Here is a 20673-nt window from a genome sequence, read left to right on the forward strand (position 1 = left end):
GCTGGGCGCAAGCAGATAGTCAGCCCAGACTTGCTGCAATGGGTGACTTCAAGGAGTGAAGCCATGGCTTCGTCTGGGCAATCCGTGCTCTGTGTTTATCGCTACGATCCATTGGATCGCCTGGCCGATTGTTCGGCCGCGGGGCAGGGCAGCACTTGCCTTTTTTATCAGAAGACACTCTTGGCTACGCAGATTCAGGGGCAGGTCCAGCACACTCTTATGCGCACGGATGAGCATTTGCTGGCGTGCCTGAGTGCAGAAAATAATCAGCGCGACGGCACGTTGTTGGCGACGGATCAACAGCAGTCAGTGATTGCCGCTCAGGGGTTGGAGTTTGCCTACACGCCTTACGGACATCGTCATCCTTCAGGCCGCGCAAGCCTGCCGGGCTTTACTGGCCAGCGGGTTGACCCGGTGACGGGGCACTATTTGCTGGGGAATGGGTATCGGGCGTTTAACCCGGTGTTGATGAGGTTCAACAGCCCGGACAGTCTGAGCCCGTTTGGTGAGGGTGGGGTGAATGCGTATGGGTACTGTGGGGGGGATCCGGTTAATCGGATCGATTTGACTGGGCATATGTTTAATCCATTCATGCTTGCTTTAAAGATAATAAAAGCCAAAAAGAAATCAACTCTTACTATAGGCGGCTCATCGTCTGCTGAACTTGTTTCAGTGGGTTCGAGTCGCAGTCCAGGAGTTGATTCTACCGTGGGTTCATTATCCGAAACTTCATTGGCTGGTAGGTCGGGATTAACTACGCAAGAGCTAAATCATCCTGGAAAGATAATAAATAAGTCGAGGCAAAATCTTGTTGTCGACGACGCGTATAGAAAATACGGCGCGTTGGAATACAATTTTAATCTAGCGGAATTTTGGAAGAGGACATATGCGCTTCAAGGTATTTCCCCGCCTATAGAGTTTATCGAAAGCTATAAGCTTCTTGAAAAGAGATTTTTGAGCGTTTCAAGGACGCTAACCGGGGCGCCACCCCCCAGTTACGACTTTGCGACGCAGCTTCCGCCACCCTATAGTAAGAGTAAGTTAAGGATATCCAGGACGTCAAACAGAATAAGGCGGACGGAATAAAAGACCGATTGCTCGGCCTTTTATTGAGAGGCGAAATGGGCAAGCGTTTTTTTCAGTTAGGCACCAAACAACCCATGCGGATCAATCACAAACTTCTTCGGCACCCCCGAATCAAACTCGCCATAACCCCGCGGAGCCTCATCCAGACTGATCACCTCGACACCCACTATGTCGGCGATCTTGATGCGGTCCCACATGATCGCCTGCATCAGCTGGCGGTTGTATTTCATGACCGGGGTCTGGCCGGTGTGGAAGCTGTGGGATTTGGCCCAGCCCAGGCCGAAGCGAATGCTCAGGCTGCCCATTTTTGCGGCGGCGTCCACGGCTCCCGGGTCTTCGGTGACGTACAGGCCGGGGATGCCGATCTTGCCTGCCACTCGTACCACGCCCATCAACGAGTTGAGAACGGTGGCGGGTGCTTCGGCCTGAGCGCCAGCATGGCCGTGACCGCGTGCTTCGAAGCCTACGGCGTCGATGGCGCAATCCACTTCAGGCTCGCCGAGCAGGGCAGCGATCTGTTCGTGCAGTGGCGTGTCCAGGGACAGGTCAGCAATTTCGAAGCCTTGGGCCTTGGCGTGGACCAGGCGTTTCGGATTGACGTCGCCGACGATTACCACCGCCGCGCCCAACAAGCGTGCTGACGCCGCCGCAGCCAGGCCGACCGGGCCAGCGCCTGCCACATAAACCGTGCTGCCAGGCCCCACACCTGCGGTCACTGCACCGTGGTAGCCGGTGGGCAGGATGTCGGACAGGCAGGTCAGGTCGCGGATTTTCTCCATCGCCGCGTCGCGGTCTGGCAGTTTGAGCAGGTTGAAGTCAGCGTAAGGCACCAGCACGTATTCAGCCTGACCGCCGACCCAGTCGCCCATGTCGACGTAGCCGTATGCACCGCCGGGGCGGGCCGGGTTGACCGTCAGGCAGACGCCAGTGTTCTGTTCCTTGCAACTGCGGCAGCGACCGCAGGCCACGTTGAACGGCACAGAAACCAGATCACCGACTTTCAGATGTTCCACGTCTCGCCCGGCTTCCAGCACCTCGCCGGTGATTTCATGACCCAGGACCAACCCGGTTTGCGCCGTCGTGCGACCACGCACCATGTGTTGGTCCGAGCCGCAGATATTGGTGGAGACTACGCGCAGAATCACGCCGTGTTCGATGCGCTTGCCGCGTGGGTCTTCCATTTTCGGGAAGGGGATTGATTGCACTTCGACCTTGCCAGCGCCGAGATACACTACACCGCGATTACCAGACATACATGTCACCTCGCTTTTATTGTGGTGGAGCAGAGAGAAGCAGTTGCAGCTATAAAACCACCGTCCTGTTGGCGTTGAGAAACACCCGCCGTTCAATGTGATAGCCCACTGCGCGGGCCAGTGTCAGACCTTCGATGTCTCGACCTTTGGCAATCAGGTCTTCGGGATAGTGGCTGTGATCAACCACTTCCACGCCTTGAGCAATGATCGGGCCTTCGTCCAGATCGTTGTTGATGTAATGCGCGGTGGCACCTACCAGTTTCACACCCTTGTTGTAAGCCTGATGGTAAGGCTTGGCACCCTTGAAACCGGGCAGCAGCGAGTGGTGGATGTTGATCGCCTTGCCGTCCAGCTTGCGGCACAAATCGGGTGAAAGGACCTGCATGTAGCGGGCGAGAATCACCAGCTCTGCGCCGGATTCTTCGATCACCTGCCAGACCTTCGCTTCCTGCGCAGGCTTGTCGTTCGGGTCCAGAGGGAAATGGTAGTACGGAATACCGTGCCAGCCAGCCAATGGCTCAAGATCCGGGTGATTGGACACCACCGCGACCACGTCCATGGACAGTTGATTGATACGCTGGCGATAGAGCAGATCGTTCAGGCAGTGATCGGCTTTTGAAACCATGATCACCACTTTTGGCCGGTAGTTGGGTGCTGTGAGTTCGAAGATCATGCCGAAGGCTTCGCCTCGTTCGCTCAGCCCGGCCCGGAAAGCCTGTTCGTCGAAAGCCTGGGGCTGACGAAATTCCACGCGTATGAAGAAACGCCCTGACAGGCGATCATCGAAGGAGTGGTGCTCAGTGACGTAGCAGCCCTGCTCGAACAGGAAGCGGGTCACCGCATCTACCGTGCCCAGTACACTGGGGCAGTCGGCGGTCAAAATCCACGTATCGGGCGCGCGGCTCATTGAATCAAAGCTCCTGAATGTTCGTTATCCACAGATACGGCTGACTCTTGTGCCAATGCTCCGCGTTATACACAAATCTTGTGGGAGCGTACCGGGCGACGCTTCGCTTGTTCGCGAAGGGGGCGGTACATTCACCGGAAATGTCTGGACTACCGTCTTCGCGGACAAGTCCGCTCCCACAGGCCTCTCCCTCTGGAGTCTTCATTGAGACCGACGCTGCGGTTTCAGCCCCGGTTCCAGGCTCTTCACGCCTGAATGCTCAGCCCGTACTCGGCACTCGCATCCTGCAACCACAGCCACCAGTAATCCGAGAAGCTGCGGCGGACCAGCAGCTCCCAGGTTTCTTCACCGGTACGGCGGATCACCAGTTGTGATTTGGCGAACACCGTGCCGACGGCCTTGCCCACCGGGAAGTTGTCCGGGTGCACGTCGTAGCTGGTGGACTTCATCAATACCTGGCGCACTTTCGGACCGGTCAGTTCGAGGATCGACTGGCCGCCACTGACGTTGACGATGGAGATATGCAGCCCGGTCAGCGCCTCTCGCAGCTTTTGCTCTGCCGCGAACTCTTCGCCGCTCGGCACGATCAGCAGCCATTCATCCGGGCCAAGCCATTGCAGCGAGCTTTCGCCACTGATGACCAGCATCAGTGCGGCGGGCAGCTCCATGCCCAGCGCCTTGTGTACGCCTGCGGCGAAGGCCGGATCGTGGGCATTGCCACGAATCGTCAGGTGGCCCAGCAGCTTTTTCTCGCGCAGGAACACGCCGGGGCTGGCGCGCCCCTTGCCGATCAGGCTGTCGAGGTTTGCGTGGAACAGCGGCGACTCAGCTTTGACATCGGTGGTCGGGCGCTGCTGGTAAACGTTCGCTGTGGTCATGAATCACCTGCCTTGAATTCTGTGTGCTGCTGATGATCGGCGCTCCGCGTGTTACTCGACATTCTGGCGCTCACCCTTTGGATCGAAGAACACCGAGGAAACGATCTCGGCTTCGATCACGCTGCCGTCTGCCAGAGGCGCGAACACCCGCTCTCCCATGCGCGCCAGGCCGCCTTTGACCACGCCCATCGCAAACGAATAGCCCAGCGAGTTGTGTGCATAGCTGGAAGTCACATGGCCAACCATGCTCATCGGGATCGTCTGTTTGGTATCGAACACCAGTTGCGCGCCCTCTGGTAGCCATTTGGTCGGGTCGACAGGCTTGAGGCCGACCAGTTGCTTGCGCTGTTCTCGTACACAGTCTTCGCGATTCATGCCGCGCCAGCCGATCCAGGAGAATGGCTTGGTCCGGCCGACACACCAGCCCATGTTCAGGTCGTCCGGAGTCATCGAACCATCGGTGTCCTGGCCAACGATGATGAAGCCCTTTTCGGCGCGCAGTACGTGCATGGTCTCGGTGCCGTAAGGCGTCAGGTTGTACTGTTTGCCTGCCTCGGCGATCTTTTCCAGAACGCCCATGGCGTAGTCAGCCTGAATGTTGACCTCGTAGGACAGCTCACCGGTAAACGAGATACGGAATACGCGAGCTGGCACACCGGCGACCAGACCTTCCTTCCAGGTCATGAACGGGAAGGCTTCACGGCCCAGATCGATATCAGTGACTTCGCTGAGCAGCTTGCGGCTGTTGGGGCCGGACAGCGTCAGCGTCGCCCAGTGATCGGTCACTGAGGTGAAATACACTTTCAGGTCCGGCCATTCGGTCTGCTGATAGATTTCCAGCCATTGCAGGACGCGTGCAGCGCCGCCTGTGGTGGTAGTCATCAGGAAGTGGTTGTCGGCGAGGCAGGCAGTCACGCCATCATCGAAGACCATGCCGTCTTCCTTGCACATCAGGCCGTAGCGAGCCTTGCCCACGTCCAGTTTGGTCCACGCATTGGTGTAGATGCGGTTGAGGAATTCGCGGGCATCCGGGCCTTGAATGTCGATTTTGCCCAGCGTCGAAGCGTCCAGCAGACCCACACTGTCACGCACAGCCTTGCATTCGCGAGCGACGGCTGCGGGCAGGTCTTCACCGTTTTTCGGGAAGTACCACGGGCGTTTCCACTGGCCGACGTCTTCGAATTCGGCACCGTTTTTGACATGCCAGGCGTGCAGTGCGGTGAAACGCACCGGTTCGAAGATGTGCTTGCAATGACGCCCGGCTATCGCGCCGAACGTGACCGGCGTGTAGTTGGGACGGAACATGGTGGTGCCCATTTCCGGGATCGACACGTTCAGTGAACGGGCGGCGATGGCCAGACCGTTGACGTTGCCCAGCTTGCCCTGATCAGTACCGAAACCCAGCGCGGTGTAGCGTTTTACGTGCTCGACCGACTCGAAACCTTCACGGGTCGCCAGCTCGATGGCGGCAGCGGTCACGTCGTTCTGCAGGTCGACGAATTGCTTGGGGGCCCGAGCGGTGCCTTTCTCGTGCGGCACCTGAAACAGCGCCAGTGTCGGTTCTTCAGCGCGACTGAGGGCTTTGGGCATCACGCCTTCGACCACCTTGAAGCCTGCTTCGCTGGCCGCGCGCACGCCACCTTCAAAACCATCGGCCAGGCTGTCTGCCAGACTGTAGACGCCGTTGACGCCGCCTACGCAGATACGTTTCTGCGGTGCTTCGCCCGGTACAAACCCGAGGATGTCCTCACGCCATACCGGCTTGCCACCCAAGTGCGAGGCCAAGTGCACAATCGGGCTGTAGCCGCCGGAGCTGGCCACCAGATCGCACTCAAGCCATTCGCCGGGGCTGGTGACGGTGTGCGCCTTGACGTCGATTGCGGCGACGCGGGCAGCTGTCACGCGTTTGCTGCCACGCGCTTCAATCACTGCGCTGCCGGTCAGAATGCGAATGCCTTTGGCGCGGGCTTCCTCAACCAGCGGGCCGCGCGGGTTATGCCGAGCATCGGCAATCGCAACCACTTGCAGGCTGGCGTCGAGCCAGTCCAGCGCAACGCGGTAGGCATGGTCGTTGTTGGTGGACAGCACCAGTTTTTTACCCGGTGCTACGCCGTAACGCCGGACATAGGTCGAAACGGCGCCGGCCAGCATGTTGCCCGGCACATCGTTGTTGCCGTAAACCAGCGGGCGCTCGTGAGTACCGGCAGCCAGCACCACACGCTTAGCGCGTACCCGGTGCATACGTTGGCGAACCATGCCGATGGGCGCGCGATCACCGAGGTGATCGGTCAGACGTTCGTGAATGGTCAGGAAATTGTGATCGTGGTAGCCGTTGACCGTGGCGCGCGGCAGCAGTGTCACGTTGCGCAGGCTTTTCAGCTCGGCGACCACCGTAGCCACCCATTCGGCAGCGGGTTTGCCATCGAGACTTTCACGGCTGTCGAGCAGACTGCCGCCGAACTCTTCCTGTTCATCCGCAACGATCACTCGGGCACCACTGCGGCCCGCAGCCAGCGCGGCGGCCAGACCGGCTGGGCCTGCGCCGACGATCAGCACGTCACAGTGCTGGTTCATCGCGTCGTAGCTGTCCGGATCGTTCTCGGTCGGCGAGCGCCCCAGGCCCGCAGCCTTGCGGATGTACTTTTCGTAAGTCATCCAGAACGATTGCGGGTACATGAAGGTTTTGTAGTAGAAGCCCGGTGGCATCAGCTTGCCGCCGACCTTGCCCAAAATGCCCATGACGTCGGTGTTCACGCTTGGCCAGCCGTTGGTGCTGGTGGCGACCAGTCCTGCATAGAGCGCTTGTTGCGTGGCGCGCACGTTGGGGATTTGCGTCGCTTCGGTCGCGCCGATCTGCAACACGGCGTTTGGCTCTTCCGAACCCGCTGCGAAGATGCCGCGCGGGCGGGAGTATTTGAAACTGCGGCCGATGATATCGACGCCATTGGCCAGCAGGGCAGAGGCCAGCGAGTCGCCTTCAAAGCCCTGATAGGTCTGGCCGTTGAAGGTGAAGTTGAGCACCTTGCTGCGATTGATACGGCCGCCGTTGGGCAGGCGCTGGGTCTGGCTCATACCTTGTCTCCCTGATCCGTGAACTGCGGCTTCGTACCAATCGGATAGGTTTCGAGAATCTCGTAGGTCACGGTATTGCGCGTCATGTTGAAGTACTGGCGGCAACCGGCAGCGTGTATCCACAGCTCGTGGTGCAGGCCGCGCGGGTTATCGCGAAAGAACATGTAGTCGCCCCATTGCTCATCGGTGCAGGCACCTGGGTCCAGCGGGCGTGGAATATGCGCCTGGCCGGACGGGTGGAATTCCTCTTCGGAGCGCAGTTCGCCACAGTGAGGACAGAAGATATGCAGCATGGTCGGGTTCTCCTGTTAGTGGGCTACGGCTGCAGCGCCGTGTTCGTCGATGAGCGCGCCGTTGTGGAAACGGTCGATGGAGAACGGTTTGGCCAGCGGGTGCATCTCGCCTTTGGCCAGACTGGCGGCAAACACGTTGCCCGAGCCCGGCGTGGCCTTGAAGCCGCCTGTGCCCCAGCCGCAGTTGAAGAACATGTTCGGCACCGGCGTCTTGGAAATGATCGGGCAGGCGTCCGGCGTGGTGTCGACGATGCCGCCCCACTGGCGGTTCATGCGCACACGCGACAGCACTGGAAACATCTCAACGATGGCCTGAATAGTGTGTTCGATCACCGGGTATGAGCCACGCTGGCCGTAACCGACCCAGCTGTCGATACCGGCACCGATCACCAGGTCGCCCTTGTCGGACTGGCTGATGTAGCCGTGCACGGCGTTGGACATGATGACACTGTCGATAATCGGCTTGATCGGCTCGGAGACCAGTGCCTGCAACGGATGTGATTCGATCGGCAGACGAAAGCCCGCCAGTTTGGCCATGTGCCCGGAGTTACCGGCGGTTACCACGCCGACACGTTTGGCACCGATGAAACCCTTGTTGGTTTCGACGCCGATGCACACGCCGTTTTCCTTGCGAAAGCCGATGACTTCGGTCTGCTGGATAAGGTCCACGCCCAAGGCGTCGGCGGCACGGGCAAAGCCCCAGGCCACTGCGTCGTGACGAGCTACGCCGCCACGGCGCTGAACGGTTGCGCCGATGATCGGGTAGCGGGTGTTTTTCGAGCAGTCCAGGTATGGGATTTCCTCAGCGACCTGCTTGCCGTTGAGCAGTTCGCCATCTACACCGTTCAGGCGGTTGGCGCTGACACGCCGCTCGGAGTCGCGCATGTCCTGCAAGGTGTGGCACAGGTTGTAGACGCCGCGCTGGGAAAACATGACGTTGTAGTTCAGGTCTTGGGACAGGCCTTCCCACAGTTTCATCGCGTGCTCATAAAGGTGGGCCGACTCGTCCCACAGGTAGTTGGAGCGTACGATGGTGGTGTTACGCGCGGTGTTGCCGCCGCCCAGCCAGCCTTTCTCGACCACGGCCACATTGGTGATGCCGTGCTCCTTGGCCAGATAGTAGGCAGTCGCCAGACCGTGCCCGCCACCGCCGACGATGACCACGTCGTAGACCTTTTTCGGGGTCGGCGTGCGCCACATGCGCTGCCAGTTTTCGTGATGGCTGAGGGAATGCTTGAGAAGGCCGAAGCCTGAGTAATGCTGCATGTGAGGCTACTCCTGACTCAGCGATAAACCGGGAAATCGGCGCACAGGGCTGCTACCTGGCTGGCGACGTTGGCCTCGACATCGGCATCACCGAGGTTATCGAGAATGTCGCAGATCCAGCCCGCCAGCTCGACGCATTGGGTCACCTTGAAGCCGCGGGTGGTGACGGCCGGTGTGCCGATGCGCAGACCGGAGGTCACGAACGGCGACTGCGGGTCGTTGGGCACCGAGTTCTTGTTGACGGTAATGTGCGCACGCCCCAGTGCCGCGTCGGCGTCCTTGCCGGTCAGGCCCTGACGGATCAGGCTGACCAGAAACAGATGGTTGTCGGTGCCGCCGGAGACCACGTCGAAGCCCCGATCGATGAATACCTGCGCCATCGCTTGTGCGTTATCGATGACCTGTTGTTGATAAGCCTTGAAACCTGGCTCCATCGCTTCCTTGAAGCACACGGCCTTGGCGGCGATAACGTGCATCAGCGGGCCGCCCTGACCGCCGGGGAAGACGGCGGAATTGAATTTCTTCTCCAGCTCTTCGTTGGCCTTGGCGAGAATCAGGCCGCCGCGTGGGCCACGCAGTGTCTTGTGCGTGGTGGTGGTGACCACATCGGCATACGGCAGCGGGTTCGGATAGAGACCGGCAGCCACCAGACCTGCAACGTGTGCCATGTCGACGAACAGGTAGGCACCTACCTTGTCGGCGATTTCACGGAAGCGCGGAAAATCCAGCGTCTTCGAATAGGCCGAGAAACCGGCAATGATCATTTTCGGCTGGCATTCGACGGCGATGCGTTCGACTTCGTCGTAATCGATCAGCCCGGTGGTGGTGTCGATGCCGTACTGCACGGCGTTGTAGAGTTTGCCCGAGAAGCTGACCTTGGCACCGTGGGTCAGATGACCGCCGTGCGCCAGGCTCATGCCCAATACAGTGTCGCCTGCTTGCAGCAACGCCAGATAGACCGCTGCGTTGGCCTGGCTGCCGGAGTGTGGCTGGACGTTGGCGTAATCGGCCCCAAACAGCTGTTTGGCGCGCTCGATGGCCAGTTGCTCGACCTTGTCGACGTGCTCGCAGCCGCCGTAGTAACGCTTGCCAGGGTAGCCCTCTGCGTACTTGTTGGTCAGGCCGCTGCCCTGCGCCTGCATCACGCGTTTGCTGGTGTAGTTCTCCGAGGCGATCAGCTCGATATGGTCTTCCTGACGCTGCTCCTCGGCGTTCATTGCCGACAACAGTGCGTCGTCATAACCCTGGATCTGGTCTTGCTTGCTGAACATCGCGGATCTCCCAGCGGCGGCGCGGCGCCTGACTTGTCGTTAGGGCCGAACAGAGCCCTCTGAGAGCGATGGTAGGGCCGGACCGAAGTCGCCAAATGCCTATGGACGCCACACAAAGGTGCGTTTACGACATGGGGGCCAAGGGAACGGAAATAGCAGAAGAGGCGTTGCGCGGTGACGAGGCCGCAAACGAAAAAGCCCGCTCCCGGCTGGAGTGATTCCAGCACAGGGAAGCGGGCTTGTCGGTTTCAGACTTTAATTTTCAGGCCTTAGCCGTGGTTTTTGCCCAGCAGTGCGTGATACAGCTCGGTATCCCCGAGAATGCCGACCACTTTGTTGCCGTCCTGCAGGACCAGCTTGTTGCCGGTCTGGTAGCGGATCTGCAATGCGTCGCGCATGCCGATGTTGGAGTGCACCAGGGTAGGGCGACGGTCGAGCGTGCCGACGTCCTGGCCGGGGGTCCAGTTCTGCAGATCGAGGGGCGTAGCACCTTGCCGTGCGCCCTTGATCACATTGCCTTCGGCCAGGTCGAGCCATGAGTCGCCGCTCGGGTCCAGGCACACCGAATCGTTGACGTGCGTGCACTCATCGACCGTGCGCATCAGGCTGCGACCACACAGCACGTTCAGTGGGTTGGTGTGTGCAACGAAGGTGCGCACGTATTCGTCTGCCGGATTGAGCACGATCTGCTCTGGCACGCTGTATTGCACGATGCGGCCATCTTTCATGATGGCGATCCGGCTGCCGAGCTTCAGGGCTTCATCCAGGTCGTGGCTGACGAAGACGATGGTCTTGCTCAGCTTGCTTTGCAGGGCCAGCAGTTCGTCCTGCAAGCCTTGGCGGATGAGCGGGTCAAGCGCCGAGAACGGTTCGTCCATCAGCAGAATGTCGGCATCCATTGCCAGTGCGCGGGCCAGCCCGACTCGCTGCTGCATGCCGCCGGACAGCTCGTCCGGTTTCTTGTTGCGCCACTGTGTCAGGCCCACCAGCTCGAGCTTTTCATCGACCAGCTTGCGTCGTTCCTTTTCCGGGCGACCCTGCATTTCCAGGCCGAAGCTGATGTTCTCGCGTACTGTCAGCCAGGGCATCAGGGCGAACTTCTGGAAGACCATCGCAATGCGTTTGGTGCGCATCATTTTCAGTTCGGCCGCGCTGCAGTTGGCGATGTTGATCTGCGAGCCTTCATGCTCGACGAACAACGAGCCACGGCTGACGGTATTGAGGCCGTTGATGCAGCGCAACAGGCTGGATTTACCCGAGCCGGACAAGCCCATCAACACGCAGATTTCGCCTTTCTCGATGTCCAGACTGGCGTTCTCGACGCCGACGATCTGCCCGGTTTTCTTCAGAATCTGGTCACGCGTGAGGCCTTCGTCCAGCAGCTTGAGGGCTTCACGCGGGTCCTTGGAGAAGATGACGTCTACCTTGTCGAATTTGATGATACTCATGCGTCGGACCCTACCTTGGCTTCGGGTTGTTTGCAGATACGGTCGAGCATGATGGCCAGCAATACGATTGCCAGACCGGCTTCGAAGCCGAGCGCGATATCGGCTGTGTTCAGTGCGTTGACCACGGGTTTGCCCAGACCATCGGCACCGACCAGCGCGGCAATCACCACCATCGACAACGACAGCATGATGCACTGGGTGATCCCGGCAGCGATGCTGGGCATGGCGTAGGGCAGTTCGATACGGGTCAGCAACTGGCGGCGCGACGAGCCGAAGGCCTTGCCGGCGTCCAGCAATTCCTGGGGTACATCGCGGATGCCCAGATACGTCAGGCGAATCGGTGCAGCAATGGCGAAGACCACGGTCGAGATCAGGCCGGGCACTACGCCCAGACCGAATAGCGTGAGTGTCGGGATCAGATAGACGAACGTGGGAACAGTCTGCATCAGATCGAGCAATGGCCGGATGATGGTGTAGAACAGCGGCTTGTGCGCGGCAATGATGCCCAGCGGCACGCCGATGACGACACACACCAGCGTGGCGAAGAGCACCTGCGCCAGGGTTTCCATGGTTTCCTGCCAGTAATGCAGGTTGAGGATCAGCAGAAACGAAAGGATGACGAAAACCGTCAGGCCCCACTTGCGCTGGATGAAATGCGCGAGGGCGGCGATAAGGCCGATCAGTACGAATGGATTGAACCAGGTCAGCGCGAAAGTGAACCCGTGGATCATCATTTCCAGTGTCGAGGCAATCGCGTCGAAGTAGTCGGCGCCGTTGGCCGTCAACCAATCGACAAATGCGGCGATGTACTCGCCCAGAGGGGTTTTATGGTCAGTCAGCATGATTTCGGGTGTCCGCTTGCGGAAGGTGAAGAGGGCAGCAGGCGGGTCAGCCCCGCCTGCTGTCGGCTTACTGGGTCAACTTGGCTTTGGCTGCCTCCAGGCCTGGCTTGCCATCGACGGTGGTCACGCCGGCGAGCCAGGTGTCGAGTACTTGCGGGTTTTTCTTGATCCACGCCTTGGCGGCGGCATCAGGCTTCATTTTGTCGTCCAGGACGTTGCCCATCAGGGTGCTTTCCATGTCCAGTGTGAAGGACAGGTTCTTGAGCAACTGACCTACGTTGCTGCATTCCTGACTGTAGCCTTTGCGGGTGTTGGTGTAGATGGTCGCCTGGCCATAGTTGGGGCCGAAGAAGTCATCACCGCCAGTCAGATATTTCATCTTGAAACGCGTGTTCATCGGATGCGGTTCCCAGCCGAGGAACACGACGTCGTTTTTGCGTTTCACGGCGCGGTCAACCTGCGAAAGCATTGCGGCTTCGCTGGACTCTACAACCTTGAAACCTGCGTCCTTGAGGCCGAAGGCGTTCTTGTCGATCATGCTCTGGATCAGGCGATTGCCATCATTGCCGGGCTCGATCCCGTAGATCTTGCCGCCCAGTTCCTTCTTGAATTTGGCGATGTCGGCGAAGTCATGCAGGCCTTTGTCGTAGAGCGCCTGAGGCACTGCCAGGGTGTACTTGGCGTTCTCCAGGTTGGCACGCACGGTTTCGACAGTCCCGGCTTCGCGATACGGCTTGATGTCGTTTTCCATGGTCGGCATCCAGTTGCCGAGGAACACGTCCATGTTCTTGCCGTCGGCCAGCGACTTGTAGGTCACCGGTACGGAAATCATGGTGGTCTTGGTCGTGTAACCCAAGGACTCGAGTACGGCGCTGGTGACCGCAGTGGTAACGGTGATATCGGTCCAGCCTACGTCGGAGAAGTTGACCGTATGACAGGCCTCTGGCTCGGCTGCCTGAGCAAGCACCGGCATACAGAGCGTAGCGGCCAACAGCAACGATTTGGAACCTTTCATGGGTGGACTCCTGTGAGTTTCTTCTAGTCATCAGCAGGTGAACGCTGACGCGGCTTATGGGTTGGCGAGGCTTTTCGCGAAGCTCCATCACTGCGCCGGGCGATCGAGTCGGAACCGATCATGTAACAGGGAAAATCAAACGCCTACAGGGGGCGTCGTATCCAGTGCAGGAGGCGTCGTATCCAGTGCGCGCAAGGTCGCTTACAGATTCGTTGCATCGTACACACGCCCGGTTGCAGTGTTGGGACTGCTGAAAAACGGCCAGTACGTTACACAGTCGCTGCGCAGGTCGGCAGCGGTCGGTTGGCAGGTCGGTGCCTGCGCGAACGCGGTCTTTTGGAGGGGGGTAACGCCGACAAGTTCATTATCGGGTCAGCCCGTGCGGTCGTGTCGTCAGGTCTGTCCGCACTTTTTAGCGGCTGCGCGGTTTTTGATCACACGCCTCGATGGCCGCCACCTTTTAGCGCGAAAACCCTCTGACGACCTGATTTTTCAGGGCGTGCCTTGAGTAGCACTTGGGGCACGTCTAGCCCCATGACGTTTCCCCGTGTGCTACCGAATTGCTCATCAAGAGTGCGGCCAGCGCGCCTTGGCGTCGCAAACAGACACTCGGGTCGCTGCTGGATAGACACTTCGCGACGTCGTTTTCAGGTGTTGTTGAATGGCTGATCAATTTCCGGCATGGGATTTGCGATGTCATCACAAAGCCCATCAATGAAGAGGGCTATAAGAAGAGCCTGTCCTGGGGCCAACCAATGCCATATGTGAGGAGATAGTGTGATGACATCGTTCAATCAAGGGGCCCAACCTCAGAACCGCGCGCCACAATCCATCGGCTTTCTGCTGCTGGATAACTTCACCCTGATCTCCCTCGCATCGGCGGTAGAACCTCTTCGCATGGCTAACCAGCTGTCGGGCCGCGAGTTGTATCGCTGGACCACGCTGAGCGTGGACGGCGGTCAGGTGTGGGCCAGTGACGGTTTGCAGATCACACCGGATGCCGCCATGCACAAGGCTCCGGCACTCGATACCGTCATCGTCTGTGGTGGTGTCGGCATTCAGCGCACCGTGACGCGTGAACACGTGAGCTGGCTGCAGAGCCAGGCACGTCAGTCACGTCGCCTCGGCGCGGTGTGCACCGGCAGTTGGGCGCTGGCGTGTGCCGGCTTGCTGGATGGCTTCGATTGCAGTGTGCATTGGGAGTGTCTGGCTTCAATGCAGGAAGCCTTTCCACGCGTGTCGATGAGCACCCGGCTGTTCACCCTGGACCGTAACCGCTTCACCAGCTCGGGTGGCACGGCGCCATTGGACATGATGCTGCACCTGATCAGCCGCGATCATGGTCGTGAGTTGTCGGCCGCGATTTCCGAGATGTTCGTCTACGAACGCATTCGCAACGAACAGGATCATCAGCGCGTGCCGCTCAAGCACATGCTGGGTACCAATCAGCCAAAGCTGCAGGAAATTGTGGCGTTGATGGAGGCCAATCTTGAAGAGCCGATCGACCTTGACGAGCTGGCGGTGTACGTCGCCGTGTCGCGCAGGCAGCTAGAGCGACTGTTCCAGAAATACCTGCACTGCTCGCCGTCGCGCTACTACCTGAAACTGCGCCTGATCCGCGCTCGGCAACTGCTCAAGCAGACACCGATGTCGATCATCGAAGTGGCGTCGGTGTGCGGCTTCGTATCGACGCCACACTTCTCCAAATGCTACCGCGAATACTTCGGCATTCCGCCGCGTGACGAGCGCGTGGGTTCCAACACCGCGCAACAGGTCGCCATGATGCCGATCCCGCAGGCAATGGTGCTCGCCCCATTGTCCGGACCGATGTCGGCGTTGAGTCAGGCGCGTAATGAATCGACGTTTGCGAGTGTGAGGCTTTAGTCGCCCTACGCCACAAGAGGACGCGGAGCGTCCGGAAAGGCATGCGACGCGGAGCGTCGCACGATAGTCGGGATCCAGCGTGGTATGCAGTTCGCGACGCTCTGCGTCGCAAGAGGACGCGGAGCGTCCAGAACGGCGTACTGACGCGGAGCGCCGGCACGCCAGTTGAGTTTTCGTGTGTTTACAGTGCGAAGCGCGACACCATGCTGTTGAGGTCCACGGCCAGGCGGGATAGCTCGGTGCTGGCCGCGCTGGTTTGATTGGCGCCGGTGGTGGATTGTGCAGACAGGTCGCGGATGTTGACCAGGTTGCGGTCCACTTCGCGAGCGACTTGCGCCTGCTCTTCGGCAGCACTGGCGATGACCATGTTGCGTTCGTTGATCTCTTCGACTGCAACGTTGATGGTGTTCAGCGCCAAGCCCGCGCCTTTGGCGATGTTCAACGTCGATTCGGCGCGTTCGGTGCTGTTGCGCATCGAACTCACTGCCTGCTCCGTACCGCTCTGAATGCTACCGATCATGCGTTCGATTTCACTGGTCGATTGCTGCGTGCGGTGCGCCAGGGCGCGGACTTCGTCGGCGACTACAGCAAAGCCACGCCCGGCTTCACCAGCGCGTGCAGCCTCGATGGCGGCGTTGAGGGCGAGCAGATTGGTCTGGTCTGCCAGGCCGCGAATCACGTCCAGCACCTTACCGATATCACGCGATTCACTGGCCAGGTTGATGATCAGTTCAGCCGTACCTTTCACATCGCCGCTCATGCGTTCGATGGCGCTGACGGTTTCCTGAACCAGATCACGACCGTCGCCAGCAGATGTCGCAGCATTGCGAGACGCTTGTGACGTGCTGACGGCATTGCGCGCGACTTCTTCCACGGCGCTGGTCATCTCGTTGACCGCGGTTGCAGCCTGCTCGATTTCGTTGTTCTGCTGCACCAGCCCGCGTGCGCTTTCGTCGGTGACAGCATTGAGCTCTTCAGCAGCCGAGGCCAGTTGCGTGGCCGAACCGGAAATTCCCTGCAACGTATCGCGCAGCTTGTCCTGCATGGTTTTCATGGCCAGCAGCAAACGACCGGCTTCATCGGTACCGTCGATCTGGATCGGCCGGGTCAGGTTGCCTTGTGCGATGGTTTCCGCTGCATGCAGAGCCGTGGCAATCGGCGTGGTAATACTTTTGATCAGCATCCAGGCAAACACGATGGTCAGCAGGGTGGCAGCGATCAACAGTCCGATGACCAGATTGAATGCCGAATCGTACTCGCTGGACGCATCCTTCTTCACCTGGTTCAACTGAGCCGTGTTGAACTCCACCAGTTTGCTGAGCACAACATTCATCTGGTCGGAGTTGTTGAGCATTTCGTTATTGAGCAGGCCCTGCAATTCATCGATCTTGTTGGCGCGAGTCAGAGTCTTCAGGCGCTCTTCAAGCTGGCGATATTGTCCCAGCAGTTGTACGTACTGGCTGTAAAGATTGCGCTCGTCGGGATCGCTGATGAGCTTCTCGTAAATCGCCTGAGCGTCAGTGATCTGCTTGTTGCGCATCGCCATCAACTCGATGGTTTTCTGCTGGGTTTCCGGGTCGCGGTTGACCAGCAATCGATAGGACAGAACGCGCAAACGAATGCTGACTTCAGCGAATCGGTCAAGGCTCTTGATGCTCGGCACATTGTTGTCGGCCAGCACTTCAGTGGCGCCACGGATCTTGCTCATCTGAGACAGTGCAAATACACCCAGAACCAACATGAGTGTGCCGATCATGGCAAATCCAAGAAACGCTCGGGGCGCGATGTTCATATTTCGCAGGGACATAGAAAGCTTCCAGGGTCAGGTACGCAATCCATGCGATTTAACGGTGAAGGGAATGCAGTGAATGGCTGCCTATCGGTCATGCGACTAACGTCTTGAGTCAGTAGGCACTAAATATTGACGACTTATTACTGACGGTTATCTTTGGATATGGCTGACATTCGCGCAAACCCTTGAAAAGGCTGGGTTGAGGGGGGGTAGGGTGATGTCAGTTTGCCCATTGGCTGTGCGCATTTGTCGCAGTTCGGGGCGGTCTGACGAACAGCAGGAACCGGATTCCGAATACGTAGTCACAAGCCCCCTACGCGTCTACGTTATGGACATGTCAACGTCATGACAGATCAGTATCAAAGCCTGAGCGCTGGCATGCGCAGCGACTTTTCTTTATCGTACGCGCCCGTTGAAATTTGCTCGAGAAATCAAAATGTTGGAAGCCTCCCTTAGCCAATTGGAACAACTTGTCGGTGATCTGGTGCAACAGAACCAGGCCCTTCAAGACACAAATGCACAGCTCGGTGCCGAGCTGGCAAAAGCCAAGGACGAGAACGAGAACTTGCAACTGAGCCTGATGGAGCAGGAAGAGAAGCAGGGCAGCACCGCCGCCCGTATCCAGGCACTGGTTGATCGCGCGACCAGCGCAAGCGCTGTTGGCGCATGAACGTCGATGGCAACGGTGTAACCGTTCTCACCATTCTGGGTAATGAGTACTCGGTCAAAGCCCCTGCCGGTGAAGACCTGACCCTCATGAAGGCCGCGGCGATGCTCAATGCGTCGCTGGCCGACACCAAGCGCAAATACCCGACGTTGATCGGTGACCGTCTGCTGGTTCTGGCTGCGCTGAACCTCTGTTCGCAGCAAATCGAGCTTGAGCAATTGCACAAGGTCGAGCTTAAGCGTTACCGCGAGCAGGTCGACGCGACGGTGGATGTGATCGCCAAGACCATTTCCCAGAGCTAAGTGCAGGTCGCAGTCAAAACGAGTGCGATTGCTTGCGTCTGCGCCATTGCCCGAGTCGCTCCTCCAGTAGCCGCGGGCTGTCGATCTGCTGACGACGGGCGTGGCTGAACAGGATCAGCGCCAGCTCTGCGGTGACCAGTGCATCAGCGCTGGCGTTGTGACGCTCTTCGGCATGCAGGCCAAAAAACTGCGTCCAGTCGTCCAGCCCTGCGTGACGCAGGTTGGCTTGTTCACAGAGCATCGGGGCTATTTCTGCGGCATCGAAAAACGGATGCCGCAAGCGGTAGTCCAGGCTTTCTTTCAGTGCGCGCGACAGCATGTGCTGATCGAACGGCGCATGAAAACCCAGAATCGGGCTTTCGCCGACGAACTCCATGAAGTCCAGCAACGCCTCGGCCGGCTCGCTGCCCGCGGCAATCGCACTGGGCGCCAAACCATGAATAAGCACGGCCGGGCTGACCTTGTGGTCGACGCGCAACAGCGTACGCTCGAACTGTTGACCCAGGTCGATGGCACCGTCTTCAATTACGACCGCACCGATGGACAGCACTTGATCGCGGTTCATGTTCAAGCCGCTGGTTTCAAGGTCCAGCACGACCCAGCGCTGTTGGCGCAACGGCTTGTCGCTGAGGTTCGCGCAGACCGGCAGCTTTTTGAGGCGATCCAGTTGATGCGCTTGCAAGGGTGTCTTTTTCGCGCGCGGCTTGAGCCATTCGAACAGGTTCATAGTTGATAACGCAGGGTCAGGCTGGTTTGCAGTCGCTGCGCCTGGCGAAACGATTCGCGCAGAATGCGTCTGTCCAGATGGTTGAGCGTGTCAGGGTCGATGCGGTTGGAGTAAGGAAGGTTCTGGCGGCTTTGCAATTGATGTTGCTGCATGCGGGTCTGCTGAATGAAGTGGTACGCCTCTTCATACGCAGCGCCATCCAGGGGGTCGATGACTTCACGTTCGACCAGTTGGCGCAGGCGTTCCTGGGTATTGTTGACGCCGACACCATTGGCAAGCGCCAGCAGGCGCGCACCGTCGACAAAGGGCGTCAGGCCTTCGGTCTTGAGGTCCAGGGTGTCTTTTTCGCTGCCTTTGCGCGCCAGGACGAAATCCTTGAAACGGCCCACCGGCGGCCTTTGGCGCAGTGCGTTCTCGGCCATCATGCGCTGGAACAGCTTGTTGTCTGCTACCTGATCAAGAATGCCGCGGCGCAGTTGCTCGCCGCCGCTCTCATCGCCCCAGACCACGCGCAGATCGAAATAGATACTCGATGCCAGCAGGTTCTCCGGAGTTGCCTCGCGGATAAAGGCTGCAAAGCGCTGTGACCACTCGAGCCGGGACAGGCACAGGTCGGGGTTGCCGGCCATGATGTTGCCCTTGCACAGGGTAAAACCGCACTGTGCCAGGCTCTGATTGATACGTTCGGCAATCGGCAACAATAACGTGCGGATCTGCTCTGCCTCCGCCGCATCGCTGGCTTCAAACAGAATGCCGTTGTCCTGATCGGTATGCAGCGTCTGCTCGCGACGGCCTTCGCTGCCAAAGCACAGCCAGCTGAATGCAATGCCGGGGTCGCCATTTTCTGCAAGTGTCAGCTCGATCACGCGGCACACGGTGTGGTCATTGAGCAGGGTAATGATCTGGGTTATCTGGGTCGAAGAGGCACCATGGGCCAGCATGCGGTCGACCAACTGGACGATATCGCCCCTCAAACCGGCGAGCGCCTCGATACGCGGCGCATTGCGGATGGTCCGCGCCAGGTGGACCAGGTCGACCCGTTGCAAGGAAAACAAATCGCGCTCCGATACCACGCCACACAATCGCCCGTCTCTGACCAGGCACACGTGGGCGATGTGACGTCCGGTCATGGCGATGGCCGCGTCGAATGCGCTGGCGTCCGGGCTCAGATGGAACGGCGACAGGCTCATGGTGTGTCTGACCGGCGCGCTGAAATCGGCATTCACATCGGCAACTGCCTCACGCAGGTCGCGCAGGGTAAAAATCCCCAGCGGGGCCTGCTGCTCGTCGACAATCACGATGCTGCCTACCTGCTGTTCATGCATCAGTTTCACCGCGTCGCGCATGGGTGTTTCAGGGCTGCACATCACCGGGTGACGCATGGCCAGTTCGCCCAGACGTGTATTCAGGGAATACTGCGTGCCCAGGGTTTCAGCGGCGCGCTGCTGGACCTGCTGATTGACCTGATCCAGCAGGCTGCTGACACCACGCAGGGCAAAGTCGCGAAACGTTGTGGAAAGCGCGAATAGCTTGATGAACGCCTGCTTGTTCAATTGCAGGCAGAAGGTGTCTTCTGCAGCCAGGTGTTCAGTGCGAGTGGCACGCTCGCCCAGCAGGGCCGCAAGTGGAAAACACTCGCCAGTGGTAATTTCAAATGTTGTTTCTGTGCCGCCTTTGGCAGAATGCGGACGTTCACCGACGATTCGCCCCTGCTTGACGATGTAAAAGTGCTCTACCGGGCCATCGCCAGGCTTGATGATGCTTTCATCCGCAGCATAGAACCGGAGCTGACACTGCTCTACGAGGTACGCCAGATGCGCGTTTTCCATCTGGTTGAAAGGCGGGAATTTTTGCAGAAACTGCATGGTGCCGTGTATGTTCTGTAGCACGGCTGTCTTGCCTGCCTGGGTGAAAGCATCTGCCTTGCTCATGGCCTGTTCCGCGTTCTTGTTATTGGTGCTCATGGTCGG

17 protein-coding genes and 1 pseudogene are annotated in these 20673 nt (G+C 59.1%); 4 read left to right on the forward strand and 14 right to left on the reverse strand.

What is annotated here, in order from left to right; all coding sequences use genetic code 11:
• Positions 1-63: 63 nt before the first annotated feature.
• A complete protein-coding gene (locus RYC18_RS14535; RefSeq protein WP_005781157.1) occupies positions 64-1086 on the forward strand; it encodes an RHS repeat-associated core domain-containing protein in 1023 nt (340 codons plus the stop codon).
• Between the two features lie 56 nt (positions 1087-1142).
• Here the strand turns inward: RYC18_RS14535 and fdhA are convergent, their stop codons facing one another.
• The 10 genes from fdhA to RYC18_RS14585 form a co-directional block, all read right to left on the reverse strand.
• Positions 1143-2339 (reverse strand): formaldehyde dehydrogenase, glutathione-independent, encoded by a 1197-nt coding sequence (gene fdhA, locus RYC18_RS14540; protein WP_005781155.1) that lies wholly within the window; start codon positions 2337-2339, stop codon positions 1143-1145.
• A gap of 49 nt (positions 2340-2388) precedes the next feature.
• Positions 2389-3246, reverse strand: a complete 858-nt coding sequence (gene purU / locus RYC18_RS14545; RefSeq protein ID WP_004655932.1) for a formyltetrahydrofolate deformylase — start codon at positions 3244-3246, stop codon at positions 2389-2391.
• 245 nt (positions 3247-3491) lie between these two features.
• Positions 3492-4124: a sarcosine oxidase subunit gamma gene (locus RYC18_RS14550; RefSeq protein WP_004655930.1), complete on the reverse strand. Its 633-nt coding sequence runs from the start codon at positions 4122-4124 to the stop codon at positions 3492-3494.
• 51 nt (positions 4125-4175) lie between these two features.
• Positions 4176-7196, reverse strand: a complete 3021-nt coding sequence (locus tag RYC18_RS14555) for a sarcosine oxidase subunit alpha (RefSeq protein WP_004663381.1) — start codon at positions 7194-7196, stop codon at positions 4176-4178.
• Positions 7193-7489 (reverse strand): sarcosine oxidase subunit delta, encoded by a 297-nt coding sequence (locus RYC18_RS14560; protein WP_002555603.1) that lies wholly within the window; start codon positions 7487-7489, stop codon positions 7193-7195. Before RYC18_RS14560 ends, RYC18_RS14555 begins: the two co-directional genes overlap by 4 nt.
• Before the next feature lie 15 nt (positions 7490-7504).
• Positions 7505-8755 (reverse strand): sarcosine oxidase subunit beta family protein, encoded by a 1251-nt coding sequence (locus tag RYC18_RS14565; protein WP_002555602.1) that lies wholly within the window; start codon positions 8753-8755, stop codon positions 7505-7507.
• Positions 8756-8772: 17 nt separating this feature from the next.
• Complete coding sequence (gene glyA, locus RYC18_RS14570; RefSeq protein WP_004655925.1) at positions 8773-10026, reverse strand: serine hydroxymethyltransferase; 1254 nt, start codon at positions 10024-10026, stop codon at positions 8773-8775.
• Positions 10027-10295: 269 nt separating this feature from the next.
• Positions 10296-11474 carry a choline ABC transporter ATP-binding protein gene (choV, locus tag RYC18_RS14575; RefSeq protein WP_002555600.1) on the reverse strand — a complete coding sequence of 393 codons (1179 nt, stop codon included), beginning with the start codon at positions 11472-11474 and terminating at the stop codon, positions 10296-10298.
• Positions 11471-12319, reverse strand: a complete 849-nt coding sequence (gene choW, locus RYC18_RS14580) for a choline ABC transporter permease subunit (protein WP_316886438.1) — start codon at positions 12317-12319, stop codon at positions 11471-11473. Before choW ends, choV begins: the two co-directional genes overlap by 4 nt.
• Positions 12320-12383: 64 nt before the next feature.
• Positions 12384-13331: a choline ABC transporter substrate-binding protein gene (locus RYC18_RS14585; RefSeq protein WP_002555598.1), complete on the reverse strand. Its 948-nt coding sequence runs from the start codon at positions 13329-13331 to the stop codon at positions 12384-12386.
• Between the two features lie 780 nt (positions 13332-14111).
• Between RYC18_RS14585 and RYC18_RS14590 the strand changes: the two genes are divergently transcribed.
• The gene (locus RYC18_RS14590) at positions 14112-15215 is read left to right on the forward strand and encodes a GlxA family transcriptional regulator (RefSeq protein ID WP_002555597.1); all 1104 of its coding nucleotides are present in this window, start codon (positions 14112-14114) and stop codon (positions 15213-15215) included.
• Between the two features lie 181 nt (positions 15216-15396).
• Here RYC18_RS14590 and RYC18_RS14595 read toward each other — a convergent pair whose 3' ends face one another.
• Positions 15397-16527, reverse strand: a complete 1131-nt coding sequence (locus RYC18_RS14595) for a methyl-accepting chemotaxis protein (RefSeq protein WP_410041768.1) — start codon at positions 16525-16527, stop codon at positions 15397-15399.
• Positions 16528-17022 (reverse strand): annotated as a pseudogene (locus RYC18_RS26555) (MCP four helix bundle domain-containing protein); the annotation flags it as partial. It lies immediately after the preceding gene.
• Positions 17023-17443: 421 nt separating this feature from the next.
• On the opposite strand from RYC18_RS26555, the gene RYC18_RS14600 reads away from it, so the two are divergent.
• On the forward strand, positions 17444-17677 hold the full coding sequence (locus tag RYC18_RS14600; RefSeq protein ID WP_002555595.1) for a hypothetical protein: 234 nt from the start codon (positions 17444-17446) through the stop codon (positions 17675-17677).
• Positions 17674-17976: a cell division protein ZapA gene (locus RYC18_RS14605; protein ID WP_005735052.1), complete on the forward strand. Its 303-nt coding sequence runs from the start codon at positions 17674-17676 to the stop codon at positions 17974-17976. The genes RYC18_RS14600 and RYC18_RS14605 overlap by 4 nt, the downstream gene beginning before the upstream one ends.
• 13 nt (positions 17977-17989) lie before the next feature.
• Here the strand turns inward: RYC18_RS14605 and RYC18_RS14610 are convergent, their stop codons facing one another.
• Both RYC18_RS14610 and RYC18_RS14615 read right to left on the reverse strand, forming a co-directional pair.
• Positions 17990-18703 carry a PolC-type DNA polymerase III gene (locus RYC18_RS14610; RefSeq protein ID WP_002555593.1) on the reverse strand — a complete coding sequence of 238 codons (714 nt, stop codon included), beginning with the start codon at positions 18701-18703 and terminating at the stop codon, positions 17990-17992.
• On the reverse strand, positions 18700-20634 hold the full coding sequence (locus tag RYC18_RS14615; protein ID WP_005735054.1) for a putative nucleotidyltransferase substrate binding domain-containing protein: 1935 nt from the start codon (positions 20632-20634) through the stop codon (positions 18700-18702). The genes RYC18_RS14610 and RYC18_RS14615 overlap by 4 nt, the downstream gene beginning before the upstream one ends.
• Positions 20635-20673 lie beyond the last annotated feature (39 nt).

This window comes from Pseudomonas syringae group sp. 247E2 (genome assembly GCF_032587795.1).
Lineage (GTDB): Bacteria > Pseudomonadota > Gammaproteobacteria > Pseudomonadales > Pseudomonadaceae > Aquipseudomonas > Aquipseudomonas amygdali.